Raw genomic sequence first — 24,575 nt, forward strand, 5'->3', positions numbered from 1 at the left:
ACGGGGGTGGGAGGATCAGCTCCCACCCCCGAGGTCATGAGGTCGACTCCGTCAGGTCTTCGGGAGTTCCTTGGAAAGGACAGTGGCCCACTTGCCACCGTCGACCTTGTAGACGGTCAGCACCCGGGACGTGGTGTCGCCGTACTGGTCGAACGCGACCTTGCCGGTCACGCCGTCGAAGGAGACCTGCTGCAGGGCGTCCACGGTGGCCTTACGGGCCGACTCGACGTCCGAGGCGTCCTTCAGCGAGACCTTCAGCGCGTTGATGATCGCGTTGGCCGCGTCGTAGGAGTAACCGCCGTACGCCGCGTACGGGTCCTTGTACCCGGCCGCGTTGTAGTCCGCGATGAACTTCTTCGCCGACGCGAGGGTGTCGACCGGAGCGCCGACCGAGGTGGCCAGGTCGCCGTTGGCGGTCTTACCGGCCAGGGAGATGTACTTCGGGTCGAAGATGCCGTCGCCGCCCATCAGCGGGATGTTCAGGCCGCCGGCCTTCATCTGCTGCGAGAGCGGACCCGCGTTCGGGTACTCACCGCCGTAGTAGACGGCCTGCGGGGCGGCCGGCTTGATCGCCGAGATGACCGCCTGGTAGTTCGAGTCGTCCGGGTTGATCGTCTGCTGAGCGACGACCTGACCGCCGAGCTTCTTGAACTCCTCGGTGAAGGTGCCGACCAGGCCCTGGCCGTACGCCTTCTTGTCGTGAATGGTGGCGACCTTGGTGATCTTCGCGGTCTCGTACAGGTAGCGAGCAGCGAAGGGGCCCTGGACCGCGTCGGTGGTGCAGGTCCGGAAGTAGGTGGCGTACGGCCGCTTCGGCTCGGTCTGCCACTTGGCGCCCTGGGTCAGGCCCGGGCCGGTGTTGGCCGGCGAGACCTGGACGATGTTCTTCGGCGCGAGCACCGGCTGGACCTGCTGGCTGACGCTGGTGTTCAGCGTGCCGACGACACCGATGACGTCCTTGTCGCCGGCCAGCGCGGTGGCGGCGTTCTTACCCGGCTCGGTCTTGGCCTCGTCGTCCTTCGGCACGACCTCGAGCTTCCAGCCCGGGATCGCGTTGGAGTCGTTCGCCTGCTTCACGGCGAGCTCGACCGAGTGCTGGATACCCAGACCCAGCGCGGAGAGGTCTCCCGACAGAGGCGCGATCACGCCGATCTTGGCGGTCTTGGTCGAACCACCGGAGCTCCCCCCGGAGTCATCGCCGCTGCGTGAACCGCAGGCAGTCAGGGCCAACGACGCAACGATCAGCGACGCGCCGACCCGTACTACGGAACGCTGGTGCACTGTTCCTCCCATGTCTGGATAGTCCGGGCAGATCGCCGGACTCCCGCGTTTGCCGCGAGCACCGGCAGGTTAGACCCGTGAATGGTTCCAAGCGAACCGCGCACAGCCTGCGTTGCGATGTCGTTACCCCGGTAAGCATCGTCCGTTGATCTGGTTACTGTCTTGCCGCCGTTTCGGTGACAGAGCGTCAGGCTTGCGCATGTTTACGTGATGGGTACGAGTCGCAAATCCGCCATATCAGGCACGGTGTGTCACCAGCAACGCGTTCGAGGTAACGATCCGTGCCCGTTCGGGCCGACATCGCGGCCCTGGCGTCAGGAATCTCCGGCCTCGGAGACCACCAGCTCGGCCACCTGACGCATCGAGACCCGCTTGTCCATCGCGGTCTTCTGGATCCAGCGGAACGAGTCCGGCTCGGACAGCCCGAACTTCGTCTGCAGGATCGACTTGGCCCGGTCCACCAGCTTGCGCGTCTCCAGCCGGTCGGCCAGGTCGGCGACCTCGCGCTCGAGCTCGGCCAGTTCGACGTACCGGGAGGCGGCGATCTCGATCGCGGGCAGCAGGTCGGCCTTGGAGAACGGCTTCACCAGGTACGCCATCGCGCCGGCGTCGCGGGCCCGCTCGACCAGCTCCCGCTGCGAGAACGCGGTCAGCATCAGCACCGGTGCGATCCGATCGCCGGCGATCTTCTCCGCCGCGCTCAGCCCGTCCAGCTTCGGCATCTTGACGTCGAGGATCACCAAGTCGGGCCGATGCTCGGTCGCCAGCCGGATGGCCTCTTCCCCATCCCCCGCCTGCCCGACGACGTCGTACCCCTCCTCCGCCAGCATCTCGGCCAGATCCATCCGAATCAAAGCCTCATCCTCAGCGATCACCACACGCTTAGCAGTCACACCCGACACTGTATCGACCCCCGCTCACGACTTAGGACCCACGAAGGCATCCAGCGCCGCAACGGCCTCCTTCCGGCTGACCGCAATGTGGTCCAGGCGGGGTTGCCGCCAAGCAATGCCCAGAAGATCCAACGCAGCCGTCAGTATGTTCCGAATGTCCCCGGACTGGTTAGAGAACATGTAACGCACGTAGTAGTACCGCTTGCCATCAGGCTTGCTCGCCCAGTTCACGAACCGGCACCCATCAGAGTGAAACAGTCCCCGCAGCAACTGTTCGGGGTACTTGGCAACAATCTCCAACTGCCAGTCCACCAACTCGATCTTCCGCAGATGCTTCCGCCCGGCGCCGTGCTGGGGGAACACACAGGGCCAATGCTTCCACCGCGCCTCGATCCGTACCGAGCCGGAGCCACTGCGCAGACATGGGCTCGCATTCGGCTTCACTCGCCGGATCGTTTCGGCGATCTCCTGGTTCAGCTCGGGGTATCGCTGATCGTTAGCGATCTGCAGCGTGAATACGCCCCTCCGCGCGCGGGCAATCGATCCGTCGCCCAGGTACCACCCCAGCAGCAATGCGTACGCCGCCTCGTCCAGCTCAGCCCCATCGCATTGAGGACACGATGTCGCGGGATACCCGCTGCCGACCCGGATCAGTCCGTCGCGCTGATACCGCCGCCGCCAGGTCCGAATCGTTCGCAGGGCAACACCGTGGATCTCGGCGTTGACCCGATCAGGCACGCCCTCGTCGGACATCCGCAACGCGGACTCGACCGTCTCTCGCGATCGGAAGTGACCCATGCCACGAGGATGTCGCCGAGCACCGACAATTTTGCTGATCGACCGGTTCCATGGGCTAGGATCTTGACCACATGCCCTGGTAATCCAATCCGGCAGAGATGATGGTCTCAAACACCATACAGTGTGGGTTCGAGTCCCACCCAGGGCACAAATTCGGCTGACAGATCTGTCGGTGGCGGCTGCAAACCTCGTGTCATGTACGACGAGCGGACGCGGCAGCTGGCGTTGGCTGCGGTGGCGGGTGGGGAGAGTCTCAACGCTGTCAGCAAGTGGCTTGGTGTGAGTCGGTCGACGCTTCGTGAGTGGCGGGATCGGCCGCCGGCTGTGACGAACCCGTCCGGCTGTCCGCGGTGTTCGGACGGGCAGTTGCCGCATGAGGCGTATGCGTTGTTGCTGGGGCTCTATCTGGGCGACGGGTGCCTGTCGCGGTTGAAGAAAGACGTGTACTCGTTGCGGATTGCCTGTGATCAGGGCTATCCACGTCTCGTCGACGAGGCTGCGCAGGTGATCGCCGCCGTACATCCGACGAGGCCTGTCCATCGGGTCCAGGCAGTTGGGTACATCTCGGTCGTCTCGTACTGGAAGCACTGGCCTTGCTTGTTCCCGCAGCATGGGAATGGGCCGAAGCATCGGCGGCAGATCGAGCTGGCGCCTTGGCAGGTGGAGATTGTTGCCGGATGCCCCGAAATGTTGCTGAGGGGGTTGTTCAACTCCGATGGCTGCCGGGTGGCGAATTGGGCGACTCGGGTGGTCGGCGGGACGGTGAAGCGGTACGAGTATCCGCGGTACATGTTCTCCAACGAGTCCGGCGACATCATGCGGATCTGTCAGTGGGCGCTTGATCTGGTCGGTGTCCCGTGGCGGATGCCGCGGCGGAACGCGCTGTCGGTTGCGCGGCGGGAGGCGGTCGCGCGGCTCGATGAGTTCATCGGGCCGAAGGGTTGAGGTGCTGAGCGGCCAGGGTGGCTAGGGGCTCGGAGTGGGTGAGGTAGTCGTGAGGGTTGTAGAGGGCCGCGCCGTCCTCGGTGCCTGGGCCGTGGAGGGCGTTGGTTAGTTCGGCTCGGAGGATGTGGGCTTCCGGTGATGGGTCGGACTCTAGGGCGGCTAGGGCCTGGCGGGCGGTGGGGCGGTAGTTGGGGATGAAGTGGGTGTCTTTCGGCAGTACGACGTGCTCGGGGTGGGCGTCGCGGAATTCGACGTGCTGGAAGGTGGCGGCGGTGAAGTCGAGGTCGCGGAGGGGCGCGGGAGTGGGGCGGTCGGGCAGTGGGCGGCAGTCGAAGAGCACGTCGCGGAGAGGGCCGGCGAAGGTGGAGTTGCGGAGATCGCATTGTTCGAACTGGACGCCGTCCAGGCGCGCGGCGGAGAAGTCGCAGCCGTCGAAGAGCGCACCGATGAGTACGGCGCCGCGGAGGTCGGCTCCGGCGAATGACACCTGCCGCCACTCGTTTCGCCGCTTCTTGTGCCAACTGCCGAGAACCGCGCCGCGCAGAGACGCCCCGGCGAACGAGCAGTCCGACACCTGCGTGTCCCAGATCCGCAGATCCTCCAGTACGGCGTCCGCAAAGGAACATTCCGAGATCCGGCAACCGGTCCACCGCGCCCCGACGACCCGAACCCCATGCTGATCGAGCCCTCGCAACTTGGCCTTCTTCAGCTCCTCAAGCCCACGCACCCCGCTAGCCTGCCAGCAGAGAGGAGCACACCATGTTCACCGGATCGCACGTGATCATCTACAGCACCGACGCCGAGGCCGACCGGGCGTTCATCCGGGACGTGCTCGGCTTCCCGCACGTCGACGCCGGCGCGGGCTGGCTCATCTTCCGGCTGCCTCCGGCCGAGATCGCCGTACATCCAACCGACGACAACCCACACCACGAGTTCTACCTGATGTGCGAGGACCTGGAAGCCCTGCTCGCCAAGCTCGACAGTCCCCAGCAGATCACCGAAGCCCGCTGGGGCCGCCTCGCGTCAATACCCTTGCCCAGCGGCGCCGGCCTCCCGGTCTACCAGCCGCTGCACCCAGTCGCCTACAACCTCCCCGACTGAACTACGGGTTGGGCGTGCGGTACGCCGGGGCGATGCCTTCGATGGCGTCGCCCATGCGGTGGACTCGGAGGGCGTTGGTGGAGCCGGGGATGCTGGGTGGGGAGCCGGCCACGATGACGACGATGTCGCCCTTGTTGAGTTTGCCGAGTTCGAGCAGGCGCTGGTCGACCTGGCGGACCATTTCGTCGGTGTGGTCGACGGTGGGGACGATGTGGGTCTCGATGCCCCAGACGACGCTCAGCCAGGAGCTGACGGACGGGACGGGCGTGAAGGCGAGCACCGGGATCTCGGTGCGGTAGCGGGCCAGCCGCAGCGCGGTGTCGCCGCTCTGGGTGAAGGCGACCAGGAACTTGGCATCCAGCCGCTCCGCCACGTCGGCGGCGGCCCGGGCGATCACGCCGCCCTTGGTCCGCGGCTCCCACTCGATCTCCTTGAGCCGGCTCAGGCCGTGGTCCTCGGTCGACTCCACGATCCGCGACATCGTCTTCACGGTCTCGATCGGGAACCGGCCGACGCTGGTCTCGCCGGACAGCATCACCGCGTCGGCACCGTCCAGTACGGCGTTCGCGACGTCGGACGCCTCGGCCCGGGTCGGCCGCGGGGCGGAGATCATCGACTCCAGCATCTGGGTCGCGACGATCACCGGCTTCGCGTTCAGCCGGGCCTGGTCGATGATCAGCTTCTGCACCAGCGGGACCTCCTCCAGCGGGAGCTCCACGCCGAGGTCACCACGGGCGACCATGAACCCGTCGAAGGCCTCGATGATCTCGTCCAGGTTGGCGACCGCCTGCGGCTTCTCGATCTTGGCGATCACCGGGACCCGCAGGCCCTCCTCGTCCATGATCTTGTGCACCAGCTGGATGTCGGCCGCGTCCCGGACGAACGACAGCGCGATCATGTCGGCCGGCAGGTGCAGCGCCCAGCGCAGGTCCTCGGCGTCCTTCTCCGACAGCGCCGGCACGCTGACCGAGACGCCGGGCAGGTTGATGCCCTTGTGGTTCGACACCGGCCCGCCGACGGTGACCCGGCAGACCACGTCGGTCTCGGTCACCTCCTCGGCGACCAGCGCGATCCGGCCGTCGTCGATGAGCAGCTGGTCGCCCGGGTTCACGTCGCCCGGCAGGCCGTCGTACGTCGTACCGCAGATGGTGACGTCGCCCGGGACCTCGCGGGTGGTGATGGTGAACCGCTCGCCGTAGGTCAGCGTGACCTTGCCTTCGGCGAACTCCGCCAGCCGGATCTTCGGGCCCTGCAGGTCGACCAGGATGCCGACGTTCTGCCCGGTCTCCGCGGCGGCGGTACGGATCCGCTGGTAGATGCGCTCATGCTCCGCATGGGCTCCGTGGCTCAGGTTGAGCCTTGCGACGTCCATACCTGCTTGGACGAGTTCCAGGATGCGCTCGGGGGCGGCCGTAGCCGGGCCAAGCGTACAAACGATCTTTGCGCGACGCACGTCACAAAACCCTACTCCTACAAGACCACCTGTCCGCTGGTCCGCCCCCATTACTGGACGGTTAACAACAAAGGTCAATCAGGGACGGCGGCTGATTCGTCAAGAAGGTAAGGGGGTGTAGGCGCCGACCGTGATGTCGCCGGTGAGTTCGGCAGTGACGGTCTGCAGGCCGATCGGCTGGCCCTTCGAGTAGGTGATCAGGGTGACCTCGCCCGGCCGCCTCAAGGTGTACCCGAGGGCGAACGCGTACGCCGCTCCCCCGGTGGTGCTGTTCGTGTACGTCGTGACCGGCAGCCCGTTCACCACCTTGTGCTCCGGTCCAACCTGGCGATGCAGGTGGCCGGACAGCAGCAGGGTCGCGCAGCCCCGCGTCGCTGTGTCCGCGAACGACGACGGGTCGTGGACGACGAACGTGGAGATCCGTTTGTCCGACGGCTGGTCGCAGGCGACGTTCGCCAGCCGCTCGGACTGTTCGGCGATCGTCTCGTCGCCCGGCTGGTCCGCGCTGCCGAGCCCGGTCTTGGTCGGGTCGCTGTCGCCGAGGAAGCGGATGCCCTCTACCTCGACCGGCTTGCTGTCCAGCACGGTGAAACCGTTCTTGCGCATCGCGTCCTCGATGTGCCCGCCGGCGTCGTGGTTGCCGGCCACCGCGACGACCTTCAGGTCCCTGAAGTGCTGGCGCAGCGAGTGGATGCTGAACACCTCCCAGGACTGCCCGGACGAGGAGTCGTCGCCGGCGTCGATCAGCACCTTCGCGCCGGCCACCTTCGCCACCTCGGCCGCAAACGGGTCCATACCAATGTTGTCGTGCCGGTCCGACACCAGCAGCGCGACAGTCTCGTCCTCGGTCGCCTGGTGGATCCGGCCGCCGACCTGGCTGACCCGTTCCTTCAGTTTGCCGTAGAACTCGGTGGATCGCTCGTACGTCTCGACCGCCGTACGGATGACACCGACGCCGCCGGTGGTGGAGAACCCGGCCGCGACCTCGACCCCTGTGAGGCGTTCGTCGAAGGACAACTCGGGCAACAGTTCGGCCAGCGGGCGCCACTCGGTCGGTGGCACCTCGGCCGGACGCATCTGGCCTGGACCAAAGATCGACGCGATGGTGATCAGCATCGCCACCAGTACGACGATCGCCCGGTGCTCCACGCGGCGTTCGTGGGTATGCACGTAGTGGACCAGTTCCCGGCGGCGGCGCGGACCGAGCATCGTCCAGATGGTCGCGACGACGACGGCGACCAGCAGACCGGAACCGGCGCCGGCGACCGCGTTGTCGACGGCCATCTCCTGGACGACCTGCTGGATCCGGGCGATCTCACCGTCGGGCTGGGAGGCGATCAGGGCGTCGCGGTTGAGCAGCTCGGTGAGGTTGTTGGCGTCGGTCTCCTGGACGTCTACGTTGACGCCGATGCCGAACGCGGTGTCGGTGGCGATCCGCAGGCGCGGGAGTACGGCGCCGAGGTCGAGCGTGGCGTGGCCGTCGAACGTGGGTGAGACGGTGGCGGCGTGCGCGCCGATGGTGACTCGTTCGGAGTCGTTGGCGAAACCGAGCACGCCGACGAAGACCGACGTGACCAGCCAGAGCAGGCCGAGAGCGGCCCACGGCGTGATCGCGCGGAGCCGAGCTCTGGTGACCAGGCGGCGGCTAGCCATGGGTCAACCGTATTGGCCCAGGCAAGAGATTGCATCCCGGGCCGCAGGCAACGGTTTGTTGCCTACGGCCCGGTTCATCGCGTACCGGATCAGACCGCCAGCGGACGGGCGGTCGGCGGGATGGGTGTGGGCAGCGTCGACGAACCCGTGAGCAGGGTGTCGACGCCGTTGGCGCAGGAGCGGCCTTCGGCGATGGCCCAGACGATCAGGGACTGGCCCCGGCCGGCGTCACCACAGGCGAAGACCCCGGGCACGGACGTCTGGTAGGACTTGTCCCGCTTGACGTTGCCGCGCTCGTCGAGCTCGACCCCCAGCTGCTCGAGGAAGCCCTCGCGCTCCGGGCCGAGGAAGCCCATCGCCAGCAGCACGAGCTGCGCCGGGATGGTCCGCTCGGTACCCTCGATCGGGACGAAGCGCCCCTCCTTGAACTCCACCTCGACCAGGTTCAGCCCAGAAACGTTGCCGGCGGCATCGGACTCGAAGTTGACGGTCGAGACCGAGTAGACCCGCTCGCCGCCCTCCTCGTGCGCCGAGGCGACCCGGTAGATCATCGGGTACGTCGGCCACGGCTGCCCGGCCGGACGGTCGTCGCCCGGACGCGGCATGATCTCCAGCTGGGTGACCGACCGGGCGCCCTGCCGGTGCGCCGTACCCAGGCAGTCCGCGCCGGTGTCGCCACCACCGATGATCACCACGTCCTTGCCGGTGGCAACGATCTGGTCCGCGACCGTCTCCCCCAGCGCGACCCGGTTGGACTGCGGCAGGTATTCCATCGCCTGGTGGATACCGCCGTACTCGCGGCCTGGTACCGGCAGATCGCGGGCCGCGGTGGCGCCGGTCGCGATGACGACGGCGTCGTACCGCTGCTTGAGCTGGGTCCCGGTCACGTCCACGCCGACGTTGACGCCGGAGCGGAAGACCGTGCCCTCCTCCTTCATCTGCTGGATCCGCCGGTCGACCTGCAGCTTCTCCATCTTGAACTCGGGGATGCCGTAGCGGAGCAGTCCGCCCGGCGCGTCCGCCCGCTCGTAGACCGCGACGGTGTGACCCGCGCGAGTCAGCTGCTGCGCGGCCGCGAGACCGGCCGGGCCGGAGCCGACGACGGCGATCGTCTTGCCGGTCAGCCACTCCGGCGGCTGCGGCTTGACGTCACCGGACTCCCAGGCCTTGTCGATGATCGAGACCTCGACGTTCTTGATCGTCACCGGCTCCTGGTTGATGCCGAGCACGCAAGCCGGCTCACACGGCGCCGGGCAGAGCCGGCCGGTGAACTCCGGGAAGTTGTTGGTCGCGTGCAGCCGCTCGATCGCGCCGGACCAGTCGTCCCGCCAGACCAGGTCGTTCCACTCCGGGATCAGGTTGCCCAGCGGGCAGCCGGAGTGGCAGAACGGGATGCCGCAGTCCATGCAGCGCCCGGCCTGCTTGGTGATGATCGGCAGCAGTGCCTTGCCGGGCCCACCGGGGTAGACCTCTTTCCAGTCCTTCACCCGCTCGTCGACCGGACGACGCTCGGCGACTTCGCGCGGGGTGGTCAGGAATCCCTTCGGGTCAGCCATCAGATGGCCTCCATCATCGCTCGCGTGGTGGCGTCCTCGTCCAGCCCGTCGCGCTCGGCGGCCGCCTTGGCCGCCAGCACCCGGGCGTAGTCGCGGGGCATCACCGTGGTGAACCTGGCCGCCGCGGCAGGCCAGTCGGCGAGCAGCTTGGCCGCCCGTTCCGAACCGGTCTCCTCGTGGTGCCTGCGGACCAGGTCGTGCAGCAGTTCGGACTCGTCCTCGGTGACCGGGTGCAGATCCACCAGCTCCGGGTTCACCAAGGCGTGGTCCAGGTCGAGCACGTGGGCCACGCCGCCCGACATGCCCGCCGCGAAGTTCCGGCCGACGGCGCCGAGGACGACGACGCGCCCACCGGTCATGTACTCGCAGGCGTGGTCGCCGACCGACTCGACGACCGCGGTGGCCCCGGAGTTCCGGACACAGAACCGTTGCCCGGCGCCACCACTGATGAACAGCTCGCCCGACGTCGCGCCGTACGCGATGACATTGCCGGCGATGATCTGGTCGGCCGCGTCGAACCGGGCCCGCCGGTCCGGACGGATGACCACCCGGCCGCCGGACAGGCCCTTGCCGACGTAGTCGTTGGCGTCGCCCTCGAGGCGCAGCGTGACACCACGCGGGACGAAGGCGGCGAACGAGTTGCCGGCCGACCCGGTGAAGGTCAGGTCGATGGTGCCGTCGGCCAGGCCGGCCGCGCGGTACCGCTTGGTGATCTCGTGGCCGAGCATCGTGCCGACGGTCCGGTTCACGTTCCGGATCTCCAGCTGCGCCCGCACCGGCTCACCGGTCTCCAGCGCCGGCTGGCAGATCCGGATCAGCTCGTTGTCGAGCGCCTTGTCCAGGCCGTGGTCCTGCTCGACGACCTGGTGCAGGGACGCGCCCTCGGGCAGCGCCGGCACGTGCAGGATCGGCGACAGGTCGAGGCCGTCGGCCTTCCAGTGGTCGACCGCGCGCTGGATGTCCAGCACCTCGGCGTGCCCGATCGCCTCGTCGAGGGACCGGAAGCCCAGCTCGGCCAGGTACTCGCGGACTTCCTCGGCGATGAACTCGAAGAAGTTCACCACGAACTCGGGCTTGCCGGAGAACCGCTCGCGCAGTACCGGGTTCTGCGTCGCGACACCCACTGGGCAGGTGTCGAGGTGGCAGACCCGCATCATGATGCAGCCGGACACCACCAGCGGCGCGGTGGCGAAGCCGTACTCCTCCGCGCCGAGCAGCGCCGCCACAACGACGTCCCGCCCGGTCTTCAACTGCCCGTCGGTCTGTACGACGATCCGGTCGCGCAGTCCGTTGAGCAGCAGCGTCTGCTGGGTCTCGGCCAGGCCGAGCTCCCAAGGACCACCGGCGTGCTTCAGCGACGTCAGCGGAGCCGCACCGGTACCGCCGTCGTGACCGGAGATCAGTACGACGTCCGCGTGCGCCTTGCTGACACCCGCGGCGATGGTGCCGACGCCGACCTCGGACACCAGCTTCACGTGGATGCGGGCCGCGGGGTTGGCGTTCTTGAGGTCGTGGATCAGCTGAGCCAGGTCCTCGATCGAGTAGATGTCGTGGTGCGGCGGCGGCGAGATCAGGCCGACACCCGGGGTCGAGTGCCGGGTGCTGGCCACCCAGGGGTAGACCTTGTTGCCGGGCAGCTGACCGCCCTCGCCGGGCTTCGCGCCCTGCGCCATCTTGATCTGGATGTCGTCGGAGTTGGTCAGGTACTCCGCCGTGACACCGAACCGTCCGGACGCCACCTGCTTGATCGAGCTGCGCCGGGCCGGGTCGTGCAGGCGGTCGGAGTCCTCGCCGCCTTCACCGGTGTTGGACTTGCCGCCGAGCTGGTTCATCGCGATCGCCAGCGTGGTGTGCGCCTCGGCGCTGATCGAGCCGTAGCTCATCGCGCCGGTGGAGAACCGCTTGACGATCTCGCTGACCGGCTCGACCTCGTCGACGGAGATCGGCTCGCGGTCGGACTTGAAGCCGAACAGACCGCGCAGCGTCATCAGCCGCTCGGACTGCTCGTCCACGCGCGCGGTGTACTGCTTGAAGATGTCGTAGCGACCGGTCCGGGTGCTGTGCTGCAGCCGGAACACCGTCTCCGGGTCGAACAGGTGCGGCTCACCCTCACGCCGCCACTGGTACTCGCCGCCGATCTCCAGCTTGCGGTGCGCCGGCGAGATGCCGTCCGCGGGGTACGCGCGCAGGTGCCGGCGGCGGACCTCCTCGGCGATGACGTCCAGCCCGACTCCGCCGAGCTTGGACGACGTACCGGTGAAGTAGGTGTCGACCAGCTCCTGCGCCAGACCGTTGGCCTCGAAGATCTGGGCACCCGTGTACGACGCGACCGTCGACACGCCCATCTTCGACATCACCTTGAGGACGCCCTTGCCGAGCGACTTCACCACATTGCGGATCGCCTTCTCGGCGTCGATCCCGGGCAGATAGGTGCCCTGGCGGACGAGGTCCTCGACGGACTCGAGCGCGAGGTACGGGTTGATCGCTGCGGCGCCGTACCCCATCAGCAGGGCGACGTGGTGGACCTCGCGGACGTCACCGGCCTCGACGACCAGACCGACCTGCGTACGGGTCTTCTCCCTCACCAGGTGGTGATGAACCGCGGCGGTCAGCAGCAGCGACGGGATCGGCGCGCTGTCGGCGTTGGAGTGCCGGTCGGACAGCACCAGGATGCGGGCGCCGTCCTGAATCGCCGCGTCGGCCTCGGCACAGATCTCCTCGAGCCGCGCCTTCAGCGCCTCGCCGCCGCCCTCGACGTCGTACACGCCGCGCAGCACCGTGGTCGCCAGGCCCGGCATGTCGCCGTCCAGGTTGATGTGGCGGAGCTTGGCGAGCTCGTCGTTGGTGATGACCGGGAACGGCAGCACCACCTGACGGCAGGACGCCGGGCTCGGGTTGAGCAGGTTCGACTCCGGGCCGAGGGACGAGGACAGCGAGGTGACGAGCTCCTCGCGGATCGCGTCCAGCGGCGGGTTGGTGACCTGTGCGAACAGCTGCGCGAAGTAGTCGAACAGCAGCCGCGGCCGCTCACTCAGTACGGCGATCGGAGTGTCGGTGCCCATCGACCCGATCGGCTCGGCCCCGGTCTTGGCCATCGGGGTGAGGATGACCCGCAGCTCCTCCTCGGTGTACCCGAACACCTGCTGGCGACGGGTCACCGACGCGTGGCTGTGGACGACGTGCTCACGCTCGTGCAGGTCCTCGAACCGGATCAGCCCGGCGTGCAGCCATTCGTCGTACGGGTTCTCGTTCGCGAGGGCGTTCTTCACCTCGGAGTCGGTGATGATGCGGTGCGCCTCGACGTCGACCAGGAAGATCCGGCCCGGCTCGAGCCGGCCCTTCTCGGTCACCGTGGCCGGGTCGATGTCGAGTACGCCGGCCTCGGACGCCAGTACGACGAGACCGTCCTCGGTCACCCAGTACCGCGACGGCCGCAGGCCGTTGCGGTCCAGCACCGCGCCGACCTTGGTGCCGTCGGAGAAGACGACCGACGCCGGGCCGTCCCACGGCTCCATCAGGGTCGAGTGGAACTCGTAGAACGCACGCCGCTGCGGGTCCATCGTGGTGGCGTTCTCCCACGCCTCCGGGATCATCATCAGCATCGCGTGCGGCAGCGACCGGCCGCCGAGGTGCAGCAGCTCGAGCACCTCGTCGAACGAGGCCGAGTCCGACGCGCTCGGCGTACAGATCGGGTAGAGCTGCTCGAGGTCGCCCGGGATCAGGTCGCTGGCCAGCAGCGCCTCGCGCGCGCGCATCCAGTTGCGGTTGCCCTGGACGGTGTTGATCTCACCGTTGTGGGCGATGTACCGGTACGGGTGGGCCAGCGGCCAGGACGGGAATGTGTTGGTGGAGAACCGCGAGTGCACGATCCCGATCGCCGAAGCGAGATCGGAGTCGGTCAGCTCGGGGAAGAACTTGTCCAGCTGGTCGGTGGTCAGCATCCCCTTGTAGGTGATGGTCCGGCCGGACAGCGACGGGAAGTAGGTCTCGGTCTCCTTCTCGGCGCGCTTGCGCAGCCGGAAGACCATCCGCTCCAGCGCCAGACCGAGCACGCGGCCGGCCGTCGCGGTGACGAACAGCTGCTTGAACGTCGGCATCACCGAGCGTGCGGTGGCGCCGAGCAGGTCCGGCGTGGTCGGCACGTCGCGCCAGCCGAGTACGTCGAGGTTCTCTTCGGCGGCCAGCTCCTCGATCCGGTCGATCGCCTTGGCGGCGTCGTCCGGGTCGGCCGGCAGGAAGGCGATACCGGTGGCGTAGCTGCGCTGCACCGGCAGCTCGAAGTCGCACACCCTGCGGTAGTAGGCGTCCGGGATCTGGATCAGGATGCCGGCACCGTCGCCGGAGTCCGGTTCGGCGCCGGAAGCGCCGCGGTGCTCGAGGTTGCGCAGGGCGGTCAAAGCCTTCGCCACGATGTCGTGGCTGGGTTCACCGGTCAGGGTCGCGACGAAAGCGACACCACAAGCGTCGTGCTCGTGCCGTCCGTCGTACAGACCCTCGCTCGGCCTCTGCCCAAGTGAGAAGGGGGGGCGACCATACATTCAGGAGCTCCCGTCGTCCTACGGTCAACAACTGGCCGCGGGACAACATTGGCCCAAGCCGGGAGTCCCGAGACTACCTCATGGAGCCCGACAGATGGACTCCCATTCCACCCTCACAACGCCGTACTCACCCTCAGTAAGCAAGCGCTCACTACTTGCCCCTCCATCTTCCCAGCCAACTCGCTTCTCAACCACACAATGCACCTGAAGTTCACCTACCGAGACTGATACAACCGTCGCTGTGACTTGGCAGCCCGCCGCCGACTGGCGCCCGCTCCTCGCCGGAACCGGGCAATCCAACGGTGGCGTCTGGCTCACACCTTCGCGGGAGGTCGTCAAACGCCTCGTGCCTGGCGTGCAGGACCACCGTCACCACGGCTACTGGGAGCGACAGGCCCTGATCGCCGAATCGGGGATCGATCGCTCCACCCCGGGGCTGCGGTCACCGGCCTGTCTGGGGGTGGAGCGGGATGCCGGTGGGATTACCTTGCGGATGGCCTACGTACCGGCCGCTGGGTGGTCTCCGCTGGCGCTGGCTGCGGCTCTGGGGCGGTTTGCGAGCGCTGGGGTGGAGGAGCCTGCGTGGGGCGCTCGCGACGTACTGCGTGACCGTCTGGCGACTGTTGAGCGACGGGGCGGCTGGTCGGCTCTTGAGGGTGCCGGACTACCTCGGAAGCTGGTCGCGGCAGTTGATTCGCTGTGGGTACGACGCTCTGCGGCGCTGGACGTGCTCGACGCGCTCCCCCGGGTGCCAGTGCATGGGGACGCCCATCCGGTGAACCTGCTCGGCCGCGACGGGGACGACGTACTGGCGATTGACTGGGAGCAGTTCGGTCTTGGGCCGGCCGGGTTCGACCTCGCCTACCTGCTGCTGGCCGTCGACACCCCACTGGACGAGTTGTTGGAGGCTCACGACGGTGACACAGCCGTCGTACGCCGTGGGGCTGTGCTGGTGGCGGCGTACACAGCTGTGTCACGTGCCGCGTGGGCTTTGAGTCAGCCGGATCCCGGCGATCACGTCGAGCGGTTGGCGTTGATGGCAGCGGTGGCCGAAGAGGCCGTCGACGCTGCGTCCAGTGAACCGGGGCGCTGGTAAACCTGCGCGGATGCGATGGGAACCTGAGGAGGACTGGACCCTGTTGGCCGCCGGCATCGGCACCCGGCATGCGGGCGTGTGGCGGACGCCGGATCGGCTCGTGGTCAAACGGCTGATACCCGGCGACGAGCGGCCGAGCCGGTATGCGTACTGGCGTCGCCAGGCCGAGGTTGCGGAGTCTGGCCTGCTCGAGCGGACCACGGGTCTGCGCGCACCGCAATGCCTGAAGGTCGAGAGCGATCCGGAGGGCATCACGCTGTGGATCGAAGCCGTCGATCCGGGACCGGTCGCGACCGACGAGGCGGCCGCCGCGCTCGGCCGGTTCGGGTTGAATCGCGTGCAGCCCGCGAGTTGGTTCGCACGCCGGATCCTGTGGGACCGGCTGGCTGACGACGCGCCGCACGGCGGTTGGGCGCCCTGCGCCACCGCCGACGTTCTGCCGGCCGATGTACGGCGTTCTTGCCACGTCCTGTGGACCCGGCGGAGAGAGGTGATGGCGGAGCTCGATCGACTTCCGCAGCAGGTCATCCACGGAGACATCCACCTGCCGAACCTGCTCCGGCGCGACGGCGACGACGTGATCGCGGTGGACTGGGACCAGTTCGGTATCGGACCACTCGGCTTCGACCTGGGCTACCTCCTGCAGTCCACGCACGCCCCGGCCACCGAACTCGTCGCCGCCTACCAAGCAGGCAGCTCGGCCACCTGGCCGGCAGACCAGGTCCGGCGCGGCGCCATACTGACCGCCGCCGTCACCCTGGTCGCCCGCGCAGCCTGGTCCCTGACCCAACCCGACCCCGGCGAACACATCGAGCGCCTGATCAGGTCGGCAGCAATCGCGGAGGAAGCCGCGGCCTTGGTGACGGCCGGCTAAAGCTCAGGTCGCGAGCGGAGCCAGGCCCGGTGAAAGGCCGAGTAGCTGGGGTAGCGGGTGGTGGTTGCCTCTTGGAGTACGGCGTACTGCGCGTCCGTGCCGCGGAAGGCCGAGCGGTCGAGGGTGGTGTCGGACAGGAAGACGAGGGCGGTCCGCGCCATCACGTATGCGGTGGTGCGGGTGTCGATCGGTGCGCCGAGTGAGAACTCCTCCGGCGCCATGAAGCGGCTGGCACCGAACATCCGCCCCATGTCGTTCCGGAACGGCCCGTGGTGGTAGCTGTCCAGGTCGATCACCGTCAGGCGGCTCTCGGTGAAGTCGTAGAGGAGGGTGCCGTCGTAGAAGTCGCCTTCGACCCAGCCTGCCTCGTCCAGTCGGGCGTGGAGGTCGTAGAGCGCATCCAGCGCGGCACAGATCTCCGGCGTCGTCAGCGCACGGAAACGTTGGTGAGGGCTGGACGGGTCGTCGCGGTTGGTGCCGAGGTGCTCACCGTCGCGCCAGTCGTAGACGAGCACCGGACCGCCCGGTGACTCGATCTCGGCGTGGAGCGTGGGCAGCAGCGGGTGTACGACGGAGCGGGCGAGTTGAGCCGCGTTGCGCAGGAGGGCGACGCGGCCGTCGAAGTCCAGGTACGGCGCGGTGTCAGCAGAATCGCCTACGGTTTTGACGAAGTACCGGTGGGTGGCGGTCTGGACGCCGTACGAGACGTTGCCGGAGTCCTGGGTGTCGGAGCCGAAGCGGGCGAAGATGGTGCCGAGGTGGTCGAGGTAGGTGGGCGGCTGGACATCGATCTCGCCGGGGAACATCTGGCCGACCCTAGTCACGCCCCGACCGCCGAGCGACCGAGTTTCGGGAGAAACCATGGCACTGGCTGATTTTCCTAGGTATCCGCTGCTGTTCGGGCCGAGTCCGGTGCATCCTCTCGACCGCCTCAGCGCACATCTCGGTGGGGCGAAGATCTGGGCGAAGCGGGAGGACTGCAACTCCGGGCTCGCGTACGGCGGGAACAAGACGCGGAAGCTGGAGTACCTGATCCCGGACGCGCTCGCCCAGGGCGCCGACACTCTGGTGTCGATCGGTGGGTACCAGTCCAACCACACCCGCCAGGTGGCCGCGGTCGCGGCGAAGGTGGGCCTGAAGGCGGTGCTGGTCCAGGAGAACTGGGTCGACTGGCCCGATGCCCTCAACGACCGCGTCGGCAACATCATGCTCAGCCGCATCCTGGGCGCAGAGGTCCGCCTCGGCCCGGCCGGCTTCGGGATCGGGTTCAAGGACAGCTGGAAACAGGCTCTGGCCGATGTCGAGGCCAGAGGTGGTACGCCGTACGCGATTCCGGCCGGGGCGTCGGATCACCGGCTCGGCGGCCTCGGATTCGCGAACTGGGCCTACGAGGTCGAGCAGCAGGAGCGCGAGCTCGGCGTCTTCTTCGACACCATCGTCGTCTGCGCAGTGACCGGGTCGACCCAGGCCGGAATGATCGCGGGGTTCGCCGGCCAGCAGCGGCCGCGGCGGGTGATCGGTATCGACGCGAGCGCGAAGCTGAAGGAGACCACCGACCAGGTGGAGCGGATCGCCCGTGCGACCGCCAAACTGATCGACCTCGGCCGCGATCTCCGCGACGACGAGATCACGGTGCTCGAAGGCTGGGCCGGCGACCTGTACGGCGTACCGGTGCAGTCGACCATGGACGCGATCCTACTCAGCGGACAGCTCGAGGGGATGATCATCGACACCGTCTACGAGGGCAAGTCGATGGCCGGCCTGATCGACCTGATCCGCACCAGCGAGATCCCCAAGGACTCCAACGTCCTCTACGCCCACCTCGGCGGTCAGCCCGCCCTGAACGCCTACAGCGGGCTCTTCACCCACACTCAGCCGATGCCCGGGCCTACCAGCGTGCCGACGAAGTAGGTGAGGGCGGCGGCCAGGCCGCCGAGCAGGAGCTGGCGGAGGCCGGAGTACCACCAGGAGCGGGTGGTGACGCGCGAGACGACGGCACCGCAGATGAACAGCGCGGTCAGCGACATGATCAGAGCTGGTACGACGGTTGCCGCGCCGAGCAGGTACGGAAGCACCGGGATGAACGCGCCAACCGCGAAGCAGATGAACGACGACATGGCCGCGACCAAGGGCTTCGGCAAGTCGTGTGGGTCGATCCCGAGTTCCTCGCGGACGTGTTCCTCCAGCGCCTGCTCGGGGTCGGTGTGGAACTGCTTCGCGACCTTGCTGGCCAGGTCCGGGTCGAGGCCCTTGGCGCGGTAGGTCTCGGCGAGCTCGATCTCCTCGTCGACCGGGTGCCGCTGGATCTCGGCCCGCTCGATCTCGATCTCGGCCCGGGCGAGCTCGCGCTGCGACGCGACCGAGGTGTACTCCCCCGCCGCCATCGAGAACGCGCCCGCGGCCAGCCCGGCCAAACCGGCCAGCACGATGAACTTCGACCCGGACTCGGTGCCGCCGTCCATCCCGGCGATCAGCGCGAAGTTCGACACCAGGCCGTCCATCGCGCCGAACACGGCCGGCCGCAGCCACCCGCCGTTCACATCACGGTGGGTGTGGTCCCCGTGGTGCTCCTCAGTCACTGGACCCTGACGACGAGGAGTCGGACGAGGAGGACGAATCGTTCGAACTGCTCGCGTCGACCTTGGTGTCGGTGTCGGTCACGAACTCGGACCGACTGCTGTCCGCCTCAGGCGGCCCGGCCAGAGAATCGCCGGTCGGCTCACCCGCTGCCGGCCCCGTCGCGATGTCCTCCTGGCCGGGGTGCCTCTTGGCGCTGTAGAAGAAGAAGGCGATCGCCAGAACGAACAGGATCAGCGCCGTCCACACGTTCAGCCGCAGCCCCAGGAAGTGGTTGACGGTGTCGATCCGCATGTTCTCGATCCAGGCCCGGCCCGCCGTGTAGCCGGCGACGTACAAGGCGAATGCCCGACCGTGACCCAGCTTGAACCGGCGGTCGACCAGGATCACCAGCGCGATCACGCCCAGGTTCCAGATCGCCTCGTACAGGAACGTCGGGTGGAAGGTCGCGAAGTCCGCGTAGCCTTCCGGCCGGTGCTCCAGGGCGATCTCGAGACCCCACGGCCTGGTCGTCGGCTTGCCGAACAGCTCCTGGTTGAAGTAGTTCCCGAACCGCCCGAGGATCTGGGCCAGCGCGATTCCCGGCGCCATCGCGTCCGCGACCGCCAGGAACGGCACCTTGGCCCGGCGGCAGCCGATGTAGGCGCCGAGCGCACCGAACCCGACGGCACCCCAGATGCCCAGCCCGCCGTGCCAGATCTTCAGCGCGTCGATCGGGTGCCGGCCCTCGCCGAAGTACAGCTCCGCGTCCGTGATCACGTGATAGATGCGGGCGCCGACCAGCCCGAACGGGATGGCCCAGAACATGATGTCGGCCAGCACGGTCGGCGAACCGCCGCGGGCGACCCAGCGCCGGCGGCCGAGCCAGTAGCCGACGAAGATGCCGGCCAGGATGCACAGCGCGTACGCGCGGATCGGCAGGCCGAGGACATGCCAGACACCCTGGCTGGGACTGGGAATGAACGCCGGCACGACCACGGCGGGGATCAGACTAGACATGGCAAGCAGGAACGCTACATCAGTTGGCCGCGACCGCGGCGTCCACAGCCTGCTGCAATCCCTCGGGCGAGAGCTGCTCGGCGTCCAGCGCCTTGTCGTTGATGTACACGGTCGGCGTACCGGTCACGCCGCGGTCGTCGGCGGCCTTGGCGACCGAGTCGATCCAGCCGCCGTACTGGTTGTTCTGGACGGCCTGGGTGAACTTGGCGTCGTCCATACCCAGCTGCTTGCCGAGCTCGATCAGCTGATCCGTGGTCCAGGACTTGCTGAAGTCGCCGTACATCTCGTCGGCGTAGCTGAGAGCCTTGCCGTTCGCGGCCGCGGCGGCGAACGCGTTGGCCAGCCGCGGCGAGGCGTCCGGGTTCACGAAGGCGAGCGGCCAGTAGGTCAGGGTGGCGGTGCCGTCCTGGACCAGCTTGTCGATGGTCGCGCCGGTCTGCTCCTCGAACTCCGCGCAGTGCGGGCAGCGGAAGTCCAGGTACAGGTCGATGTGCGCCTTGGCGCCTTCCTTGCCGATGGTGACGCCCTTGCCGGCCGTGCCCGGCCCTTCGATGACGGTGGGTTCGGGCCGGCCGTTCGAGCTCACCTCGACCTTGGAGTGGCCACGCCAGTACTGCACCCCGACGCCGGCGCCGAGTGCCAGGACCAGGACGAGCACCACGATGATCCCGGGCGAGATCCGCCGCTTGTTCTGCGGCAGCAGCGGATTCACGGGGGCTTTGGTGTTACTCACGACGCGGTGGCTCCTGTCGGGGTGTGCGAATCGGTCTCGAGGGCGAACTTACTCAGCGGGTTCAACCACAGCCAGGCTGCCAGCGCCAGCAGGCCGAGGTCCCGGAGGATCTCCTGCAGGTACTTCGTCTGGCCGGGGGCGACCTGGCCGCCACCGCCGAAGCAGCCGCAATCGATCGCCAGACCGCGGGCCCAGGCCGAAGCCACCGCGGCGATGAACACCACCATGAAAACACCCGCGGCCACCGCCGCGGCGCGGACACCGAAGCCGACGAGCAACAGCAATCCGATCGCGATCTCCAGGAACGGCAGCCCCCAGCCGACCGGTTCCACCAGCGCCGACGGCAGCAGTTCGTACGCGCGGACGGCCTGAGCCGCCGTCTCCGGATCGGTCACCTTCAGCGCTCCGGCCACCAGCATCACGCCGCCCAGGACCAGCCGTGCTCCCAGCGAGACCCATCCGAACCAGGGTCGAACCTTCACTGGTTGTCCTCCACCAGCTTCCCGAAGTCATGCGCCAGGTCGCCGATGGCGGCGTTCGACAACCAGAGCACGTTCGCCTTGTCGCTCTTGCCGAAGCCGAGCACCTGCGCACCGTGGCCGACCTCGTAGCCGCCGGACGGCAGCTTCTTCATGCCTTCCACCGGTACGCCGACGGCCTGCGCGACGTTCTTGATCTGCGGCAGCGATCCGGTCAGCCCGACGAACGACGGGTCGAACCGGTCCAGGTACTTACGAATCACCGGCCCGGTGTCGCGGGCGGGATCGGTCGTGATGAACAGCATCTGGATCTGGTCGCGGGTCGGCTGGTCCAGCTTGGTGAGCGCGGACGCCACATCGGCCATCACAGTCGGGCACACGTCCGGGCAGTTGGTGTAGCCGAAGAACACCAGCGTGACCGGCTTCTTCGTCGACGTGACGAGATTGAACTCGTTACCGTTCGTGTCGGTCAGTGACACCGCGGGCATCGCGTAGGGCCGGTCCAGCGTGGCCCCGCGCAACCCGTTCGGGTCCTGGGTGGTACGGATGATCGCACCACCGGGGTTGTCCGCTTGTTCCTTGTCCTTGCCGCTGCAGCCCGCGAGGGCGAGCAGAGCCACCGCGGCGAGCAGGATGGCCGCGTTCCTGGTTCGACTCACGGCGTGTCTAACGCCCGGCGGCGGCGCTGGGTTCCCGGCGGACACCTTCGGCCAGCTCCTCAGTGAGCGCGCGTACGGCGGCTGGGCCATCGGCTGCGGCCTTGACCAGCGCCGATCCCACGATCACCGCGTCCGCGTATGCCGCGATCGCAGCCGCCTGGTCACCGTTCGAAACGCCGAGGCCGACGCCGACCGGAATGCCGGTGACGGCCTTGGTCCGCTCGACCAGCGGCGGCGCCAGATCCGACGGCGTCTCCCGCGCACCCGTGACACCCATCACAGCGGTCGCGTAGACGAAGCCGCGGCAGGCCGCCGTGGTCAGCTTGATCCGTTCGTCGGTGGACGATGGCGAGACCAGGAACACCTTGTCCAGCTCGTTCTTGTCCGCCGCGGCGATCCACTCCGCGCCCTCGTCCGGGATCAGGTCGGGCGTGATCAGCCCGGCTCCCCCGACGCCGGCGAAGTCCGCCGCGAACCGGTCCACGCCGTACCGCTCGATCGGGTTCCAGTAGGTCATCACCAGCACCGGGACATCGGAGTACGAGGCAACTTTCTCGACCGTGCTGAGCACGTCCCGGGTGCGCAGGCCGGCGGCCCGGGCGATCTCGGTGGCGCGCTGGATGGTCGGCCCGTCCATCACCGGGTCGCTGTACGGCAGGCCGATCTCGATCACGTCGACGCCGCCGTCGATCATCGCCTTGATGCCGTCGATGCCGCCGTCGTACGACGGATAACCGGCCGGCAGGTACCCGACCAGTGCACCACGTCCGTCGGCGTTCGCCTTCCTGATCGCGGCGCCGGCCTTGCCCAGGGCAACGAGTTCACTCACGGCCGGCCGCCTCTCCGTCGATCAAGCCGAACCAGGAGACAGCCGTGTCCATGTCCTTGTCGCCGCGACCGGACAGGTTGATCAGAATCGTTGCCTCCGGCCCCAATTCCTTGGCGATGTCGAGCGCACCGGCGACCGCGTGCGCCGACTCGATCGCCGGGATGATGCCCTCGGTCCGGGACAGCAGCCGGAAGGCCTCCATCGCCTCGGCGTCCGTGATCGGCCGGTACGACGCCCGCCCGGTCTCGGCGAGCCACGCGTGCTCAGGCCCGACACCTGGGTAGTCCAGCCCGGCCGAGATGGAGTGCGACTCCATGGTCTGCCCGTCCTCGTCCTGCAACAGGAACGACCGCGCACCATGCAGTACGCCGACCTGGCCCGCAGTGATCGTGGCCGCGTGCCGGCCTGTCTCGAACCCGTCACCACCCGGCTCGATGCCGTACAGCTTCACGTCCGTGTCCGGGATGAACGCGGCGAACAACCCGATCGCGTTCGAACCGCCGCCGACGGAAGCGACCGCGGCGTCCGGGAGCTTGCCGAGCAGCTCGAGCGACTGCTCCCGGGCCTCGTCGCCGATGCCGCGGACGAAGTCGCGCACCATCGCCGGGAACGGGTGCGATCCGGCCGCCGTACCGAGGATGTAGTGGGTCTTGTCGACGCTGGCGACCCAGTCGCGCAGCGCCTCGTTGATCGCGTCCTTCAGCGTCCGGCTGCCGGTCTTGACCGAGATCACCTCGGCGCCGAGCAGCTTCATCCGGGCCACGTTCAGCGCTTGCCGCTCGGTGTCGACCTCGCCCATGTAGACCACGCACTCGAGGTCCAGGTAGGCGCAGGCGGTCGCGGTGGCGACGCCGTGCTGGCCGGCGCCGGTCTCCGCGATCACCCGGGTCTTGCCCATCCGCTTGGTCAGCAGCGCCTGGCCGATCGCGTTCCGGATCTTGTGCGCGCCGGTGTGGTTCAGGTCCTCGCGCTTCAGCAGGATCCGGGCACCAGCCACGTCGGACAACCGGGTCGCGTCGTACAGCAGGCTCGGGGCGCCGATGTACTCGCGCAGCATCCGCTCGAACTCGTCCGTGAACTCCTTGTCGGCCATGGCTTCCTGCCAGGCCTTGGTGAGCTCGTCGAGCGGCGCGATCAGCGCCTCCGGCATGAACCTGCCGCCGAAACGGCCGAAGTGCCCGAGCTGGTCGGGCAGCACAGTACTCATCCGACAAACCTTCCAAAGAAAACACCGGCCCAGAGGCGCGGGGAGGGTCGTGCACCTGCCCCACGCCGTTTGGACCGGCGCGAGGAGAGGTCTAGTGCCGCTGCTGGATGGCGGGGTGCGATCCGGCGGCGACGAGGTCGGCGACCGAGGCGCGGGGATCGCGGCCGGTCACCAGGGTTTCACCGACGAGGACGACATCGGCCCCGGCGCGCGCGAACTCGATTACATCATGCGGGCCGCGGACACCCGACTCCGCCACCCGGACCAGGTTCGACGGGATGCTCGGCGCCACCCGGGCGAAGGTGTCCCGGTCGACCTCGAGGGTCTTCAGGTTCCGGTTGTTCACGCCGATCAGCTGAGCTCCGGCGTCCACCGCACGCCGGGTCTCCTCCTCGTCGTGCACCTCGACCAGCGGGCACAGCCCGATCGAGTGGGCCCGCTCGATCAGCGAGACCAGCGCCTCCTGCTCCAGCGCCGCGGCGATCAGCAGCACCATGTCGGCGCCGGCCGCGCGGGCCTCCCAGAGCTGGTACGACGAGACGATGAAGTCCTTGCGCAGCACCGGTACGTCGACCCGGCCGCGCACCGCACGCAGGTCGTCCAGGCTGCCGTTGAACCGGCGCTGCTCGGTCAGCACCGAGATCGCCGCCGCGCCACCCTCTTCGTACTCCCCGGCCAGCGCGGCCGGGTCGGTGATCTCGGCCAGCTCGCCCTTCGACGGGCTGGACCGCTTCACCTCGGCGATGATCGCGATCCCGTCGCCACGGAACACCGGCATCGGGTCCTTGGCGTCGGGCTTGCGTTGCGCCTCCAGTTTCAGGTCGTCCAGGCTGACCCGCGCCTGGCGCTCCGCGAGGTCCTCCCGGACCCCGGCGAGGATGTCGTCAAGCACAGTCATGTCGGT

22 protein-coding genes and 1 tRNA gene are annotated in these 24,575 nt (G+C 68.1%); 6 read left to right on the forward strand and 17 right to left on the reverse strand.

Going from position 1 to position 24,575, the window contains the following annotated elements; all coding sequences use genetic code 11:
* Positions 1-51 precede the first annotated feature (51 nt).
* The 3 genes from EV646_RS03375 to EV646_RS03385 form a co-directional block, all read right to left on the reverse strand.
* Positions 52-1,293, reverse strand: a complete 1,242-nt coding sequence (locus EV646_RS03375; protein WP_241995221.1) for a branched-chain amino acid ABC transporter substrate-binding protein — start codon at positions 1,291-1,293, stop codon at positions 52-54.
* Positions 1,294-1,595: 302 nt separating this feature from the next.
* Positions 1,596-2,183 carry an ANTAR domain-containing response regulator gene (locus EV646_RS03380; RefSeq protein WP_199236763.1) on the reverse strand — a complete coding sequence of 196 codons (588 nt, stop codon included), beginning with the start codon at positions 2,181-2,183 and terminating at the stop codon, positions 1,596-1,598.
* 15 nt (positions 2,184-2,198) lie between these two features.
* Positions 2,199-2,972, reverse strand: coding sequence for a helix-turn-helix domain-containing protein (locus tag EV646_RS03385; RefSeq protein ID WP_132143733.1), 774 nt, complete (start codon positions 2,970-2,972; stop codon positions 2,199-2,201).
* A 73-nt stretch (positions 2,973-3,045) separates the two neighbouring features.
* Here EV646_RS03385 and EV646_RS03390 point away from each other — a divergent pair.
* Positions 3,046-3,120, forward strand: a tRNA-Leu gene (locus tag EV646_RS03390).
* A 47-nt stretch (positions 3,121-3,167) separates the two neighbouring features.
* Complete coding sequence (locus EV646_RS03395; protein ID WP_132143735.1) at positions 3,168-3,917, forward strand: helix-turn-helix domain-containing protein; 750 nt, start codon at positions 3,168-3,170, stop codon at positions 3,915-3,917.
* Here EV646_RS03395 and EV646_RS03400 read toward each other — a convergent pair.
* Positions 3,898-4,644: a pentapeptide repeat-containing protein gene (locus EV646_RS03400; protein WP_132143737.1), complete on the reverse strand. Its 747-nt coding sequence runs from the start codon at positions 4,642-4,644 to the stop codon at positions 3,898-3,900. The two genes, EV646_RS03395 and EV646_RS03400, sit on opposite strands and share 20 nt — an antisense overlap.
* A gap of 32 nt (positions 4,645-4,676) precedes the next feature.
* On the opposite strand from EV646_RS03400, the gene EV646_RS03405 reads away from it, so the two are divergent.
* Entirely contained in the window at positions 4,677-5,018 is a 342-nt protein-coding gene (locus EV646_RS03405; RefSeq protein WP_132143739.1) for a VOC family protein, read from the forward strand.
* Position 5,019: 1 nt separating this feature from the next.
* Here the strand turns inward: EV646_RS03405 and pyk are convergent, their stop codons facing one another.
* From pyk to gltB, 4 genes are all read right to left on the reverse strand, one after another.
* Positions 5,020-6,471, reverse strand: a complete 1,452-nt coding sequence (gene pyk, locus EV646_RS03410; RefSeq protein WP_132143741.1) for a pyruvate kinase — start codon at positions 6,469-6,471, stop codon at positions 5,020-5,022.
* 99 nt (positions 6,472-6,570) lie between these two features.
* Positions 6,571-8,124, reverse strand: a complete 1,554-nt coding sequence (locus EV646_RS03415; protein WP_132143743.1) for a metallophosphoesterase family protein — start codon at positions 8,122-8,124, stop codon at positions 6,571-6,573.
* 89 nt (positions 8,125-8,213) lie between these two features.
* Positions 8,214-9,680, reverse strand: coding sequence for a glutamate synthase subunit beta (locus EV646_RS03420; protein ID WP_132143745.1), 1,467 nt, complete (start codon positions 9,678-9,680; stop codon positions 8,214-8,216).
* A complete protein-coding gene (gene gltB, locus EV646_RS03425; RefSeq protein WP_199236764.1) occupies positions 9,680-14,218 on the reverse strand; it encodes a glutamate synthase large subunit in 4,539 nt (1,512 codons plus the stop codon). The genes EV646_RS03420 and gltB overlap by 1 nt, the downstream gene beginning before the upstream one ends.
* A gap of 241 nt (positions 14,219-14,459) precedes the next feature.
* Here gltB and EV646_RS03430 point away from each other — a divergent pair, with 241 nt between their 5' ends.
* Entirely contained in the window at positions 14,460-15,314 is an 855-nt protein-coding gene (locus EV646_RS03430; protein WP_132143747.1) for a phosphotransferase, read from the forward strand.
* A gap of 10 nt (positions 15,315-15,324) precedes the next feature.
* The gene (locus EV646_RS03435) at positions 15,325-16,188 is read left to right on the forward strand and encodes an aminoglycoside phosphotransferase family protein (RefSeq protein ID WP_132143749.1); all 864 of its coding nucleotides are present in this window, start codon (positions 15,325-15,327) and stop codon (positions 16,186-16,188) included.
* On the opposite strand, the gene EV646_RS03440 is transcribed toward EV646_RS03435, so the two are convergent.
* Positions 16,185-16,994, reverse strand: coding sequence for a serine/threonine-protein kinase (locus EV646_RS03440; protein WP_132143751.1), 810 nt, complete (start codon positions 16,992-16,994; stop codon positions 16,185-16,187). The two genes, EV646_RS03435 and EV646_RS03440, sit on opposite strands and share 4 nt — an antisense overlap.
* A gap of 55 nt (positions 16,995-17,049) precedes the next feature.
* Between EV646_RS03440 and EV646_RS03445 the strand changes: the two genes are divergently transcribed.
* The gene (locus EV646_RS03445; protein WP_132143753.1) at positions 17,050-18,099 is read left to right on the forward strand and encodes a 1-aminocyclopropane-1-carboxylate deaminase; all 1,050 of its coding nucleotides are present in this window, start codon (positions 17,050-17,052) and stop codon (positions 18,097-18,099) included.
* Here EV646_RS03445 and EV646_RS03450 read toward each other — a convergent pair.
* The 8 genes from EV646_RS03450 to trpC form a co-directional block, all read right to left on the reverse strand.
* On the reverse strand, positions 18,060-18,767 hold the full coding sequence (locus EV646_RS03450; protein ID WP_241995224.1) for a VIT1/CCC1 transporter family protein: 708 nt from the start codon (positions 18,765-18,767) through the stop codon (positions 18,060-18,062). The genes EV646_RS03445 and EV646_RS03450 overlap by 40 nt on opposite strands.
* Positions 18,760-19,764, reverse strand: a complete 1,005-nt coding sequence (gene lgt / locus EV646_RS03455) for a prolipoprotein diacylglyceryl transferase (protein WP_199236765.1) — start codon at positions 19,762-19,764, stop codon at positions 18,760-18,762. The genes EV646_RS03450 and lgt overlap by 8 nt, the downstream gene beginning before the upstream one ends.
* 19 nt (positions 19,765-19,783) lie before the next feature.
* Positions 19,784-20,497, reverse strand: coding sequence for a DsbA family protein (locus EV646_RS03460; RefSeq protein ID WP_132143755.1), 714 nt, complete (start codon positions 20,495-20,497; stop codon positions 19,784-19,786).
* Positions 20,494-20,979 carry a MauE/DoxX family redox-associated membrane protein gene (locus tag EV646_RS03465; protein WP_241995226.1) on the reverse strand — a complete coding sequence of 162 codons (486 nt, stop codon included), beginning with the start codon at positions 20,977-20,979 and terminating at the stop codon, positions 20,494-20,496. The genes EV646_RS03460 and EV646_RS03465 overlap by 4 nt, the downstream gene beginning before the upstream one ends.
* Positions 20,976-21,635, reverse strand: coding sequence for an SCO family protein (locus EV646_RS03470; RefSeq protein WP_241995228.1), 660 nt, complete (start codon positions 21,633-21,635; stop codon positions 20,976-20,978). The genes EV646_RS03465 and EV646_RS03470 overlap by 4 nt, the downstream gene beginning before the upstream one ends.
* A 7-nt stretch (positions 21,636-21,642) precedes the next feature.
* Positions 21,643-22,464: a tryptophan synthase subunit alpha gene (trpA, locus tag EV646_RS03475; RefSeq protein WP_132143757.1), complete on the reverse strand. Its 822-nt coding sequence runs from the start codon at positions 22,462-22,464 to the stop codon at positions 21,643-21,645.
* Positions 22,457-23,671 (reverse strand): tryptophan synthase subunit beta, encoded by a 1,215-nt coding sequence (trpB, locus tag EV646_RS03480; RefSeq protein ID WP_132143759.1) that lies wholly within the window; start codon positions 23,669-23,671, stop codon positions 22,457-22,459. Before trpB ends, trpA begins: the two co-directional genes overlap by 8 nt.
* A gap of 91 nt (positions 23,672-23,762) precedes the next feature.
* Positions 23,763-24,569, reverse strand: a complete 807-nt coding sequence (gene trpC / locus EV646_RS03485) for an indole-3-glycerol phosphate synthase TrpC (RefSeq protein WP_132143761.1) — start codon at positions 24,567-24,569, stop codon at positions 23,763-23,765.
* Positions 24,570-24,575: the final 6 nt, after the last annotated feature.

It is taken from the genome of Kribbella antiqua, from assembly GCF_004345665.1.
In the GTDB taxonomy this organism is placed as follows: Bacteria; Actinomycetota; Actinomycetes; order Propionibacteriales; family Kribbellaceae; genus Kribbella; species Kribbella antiqua.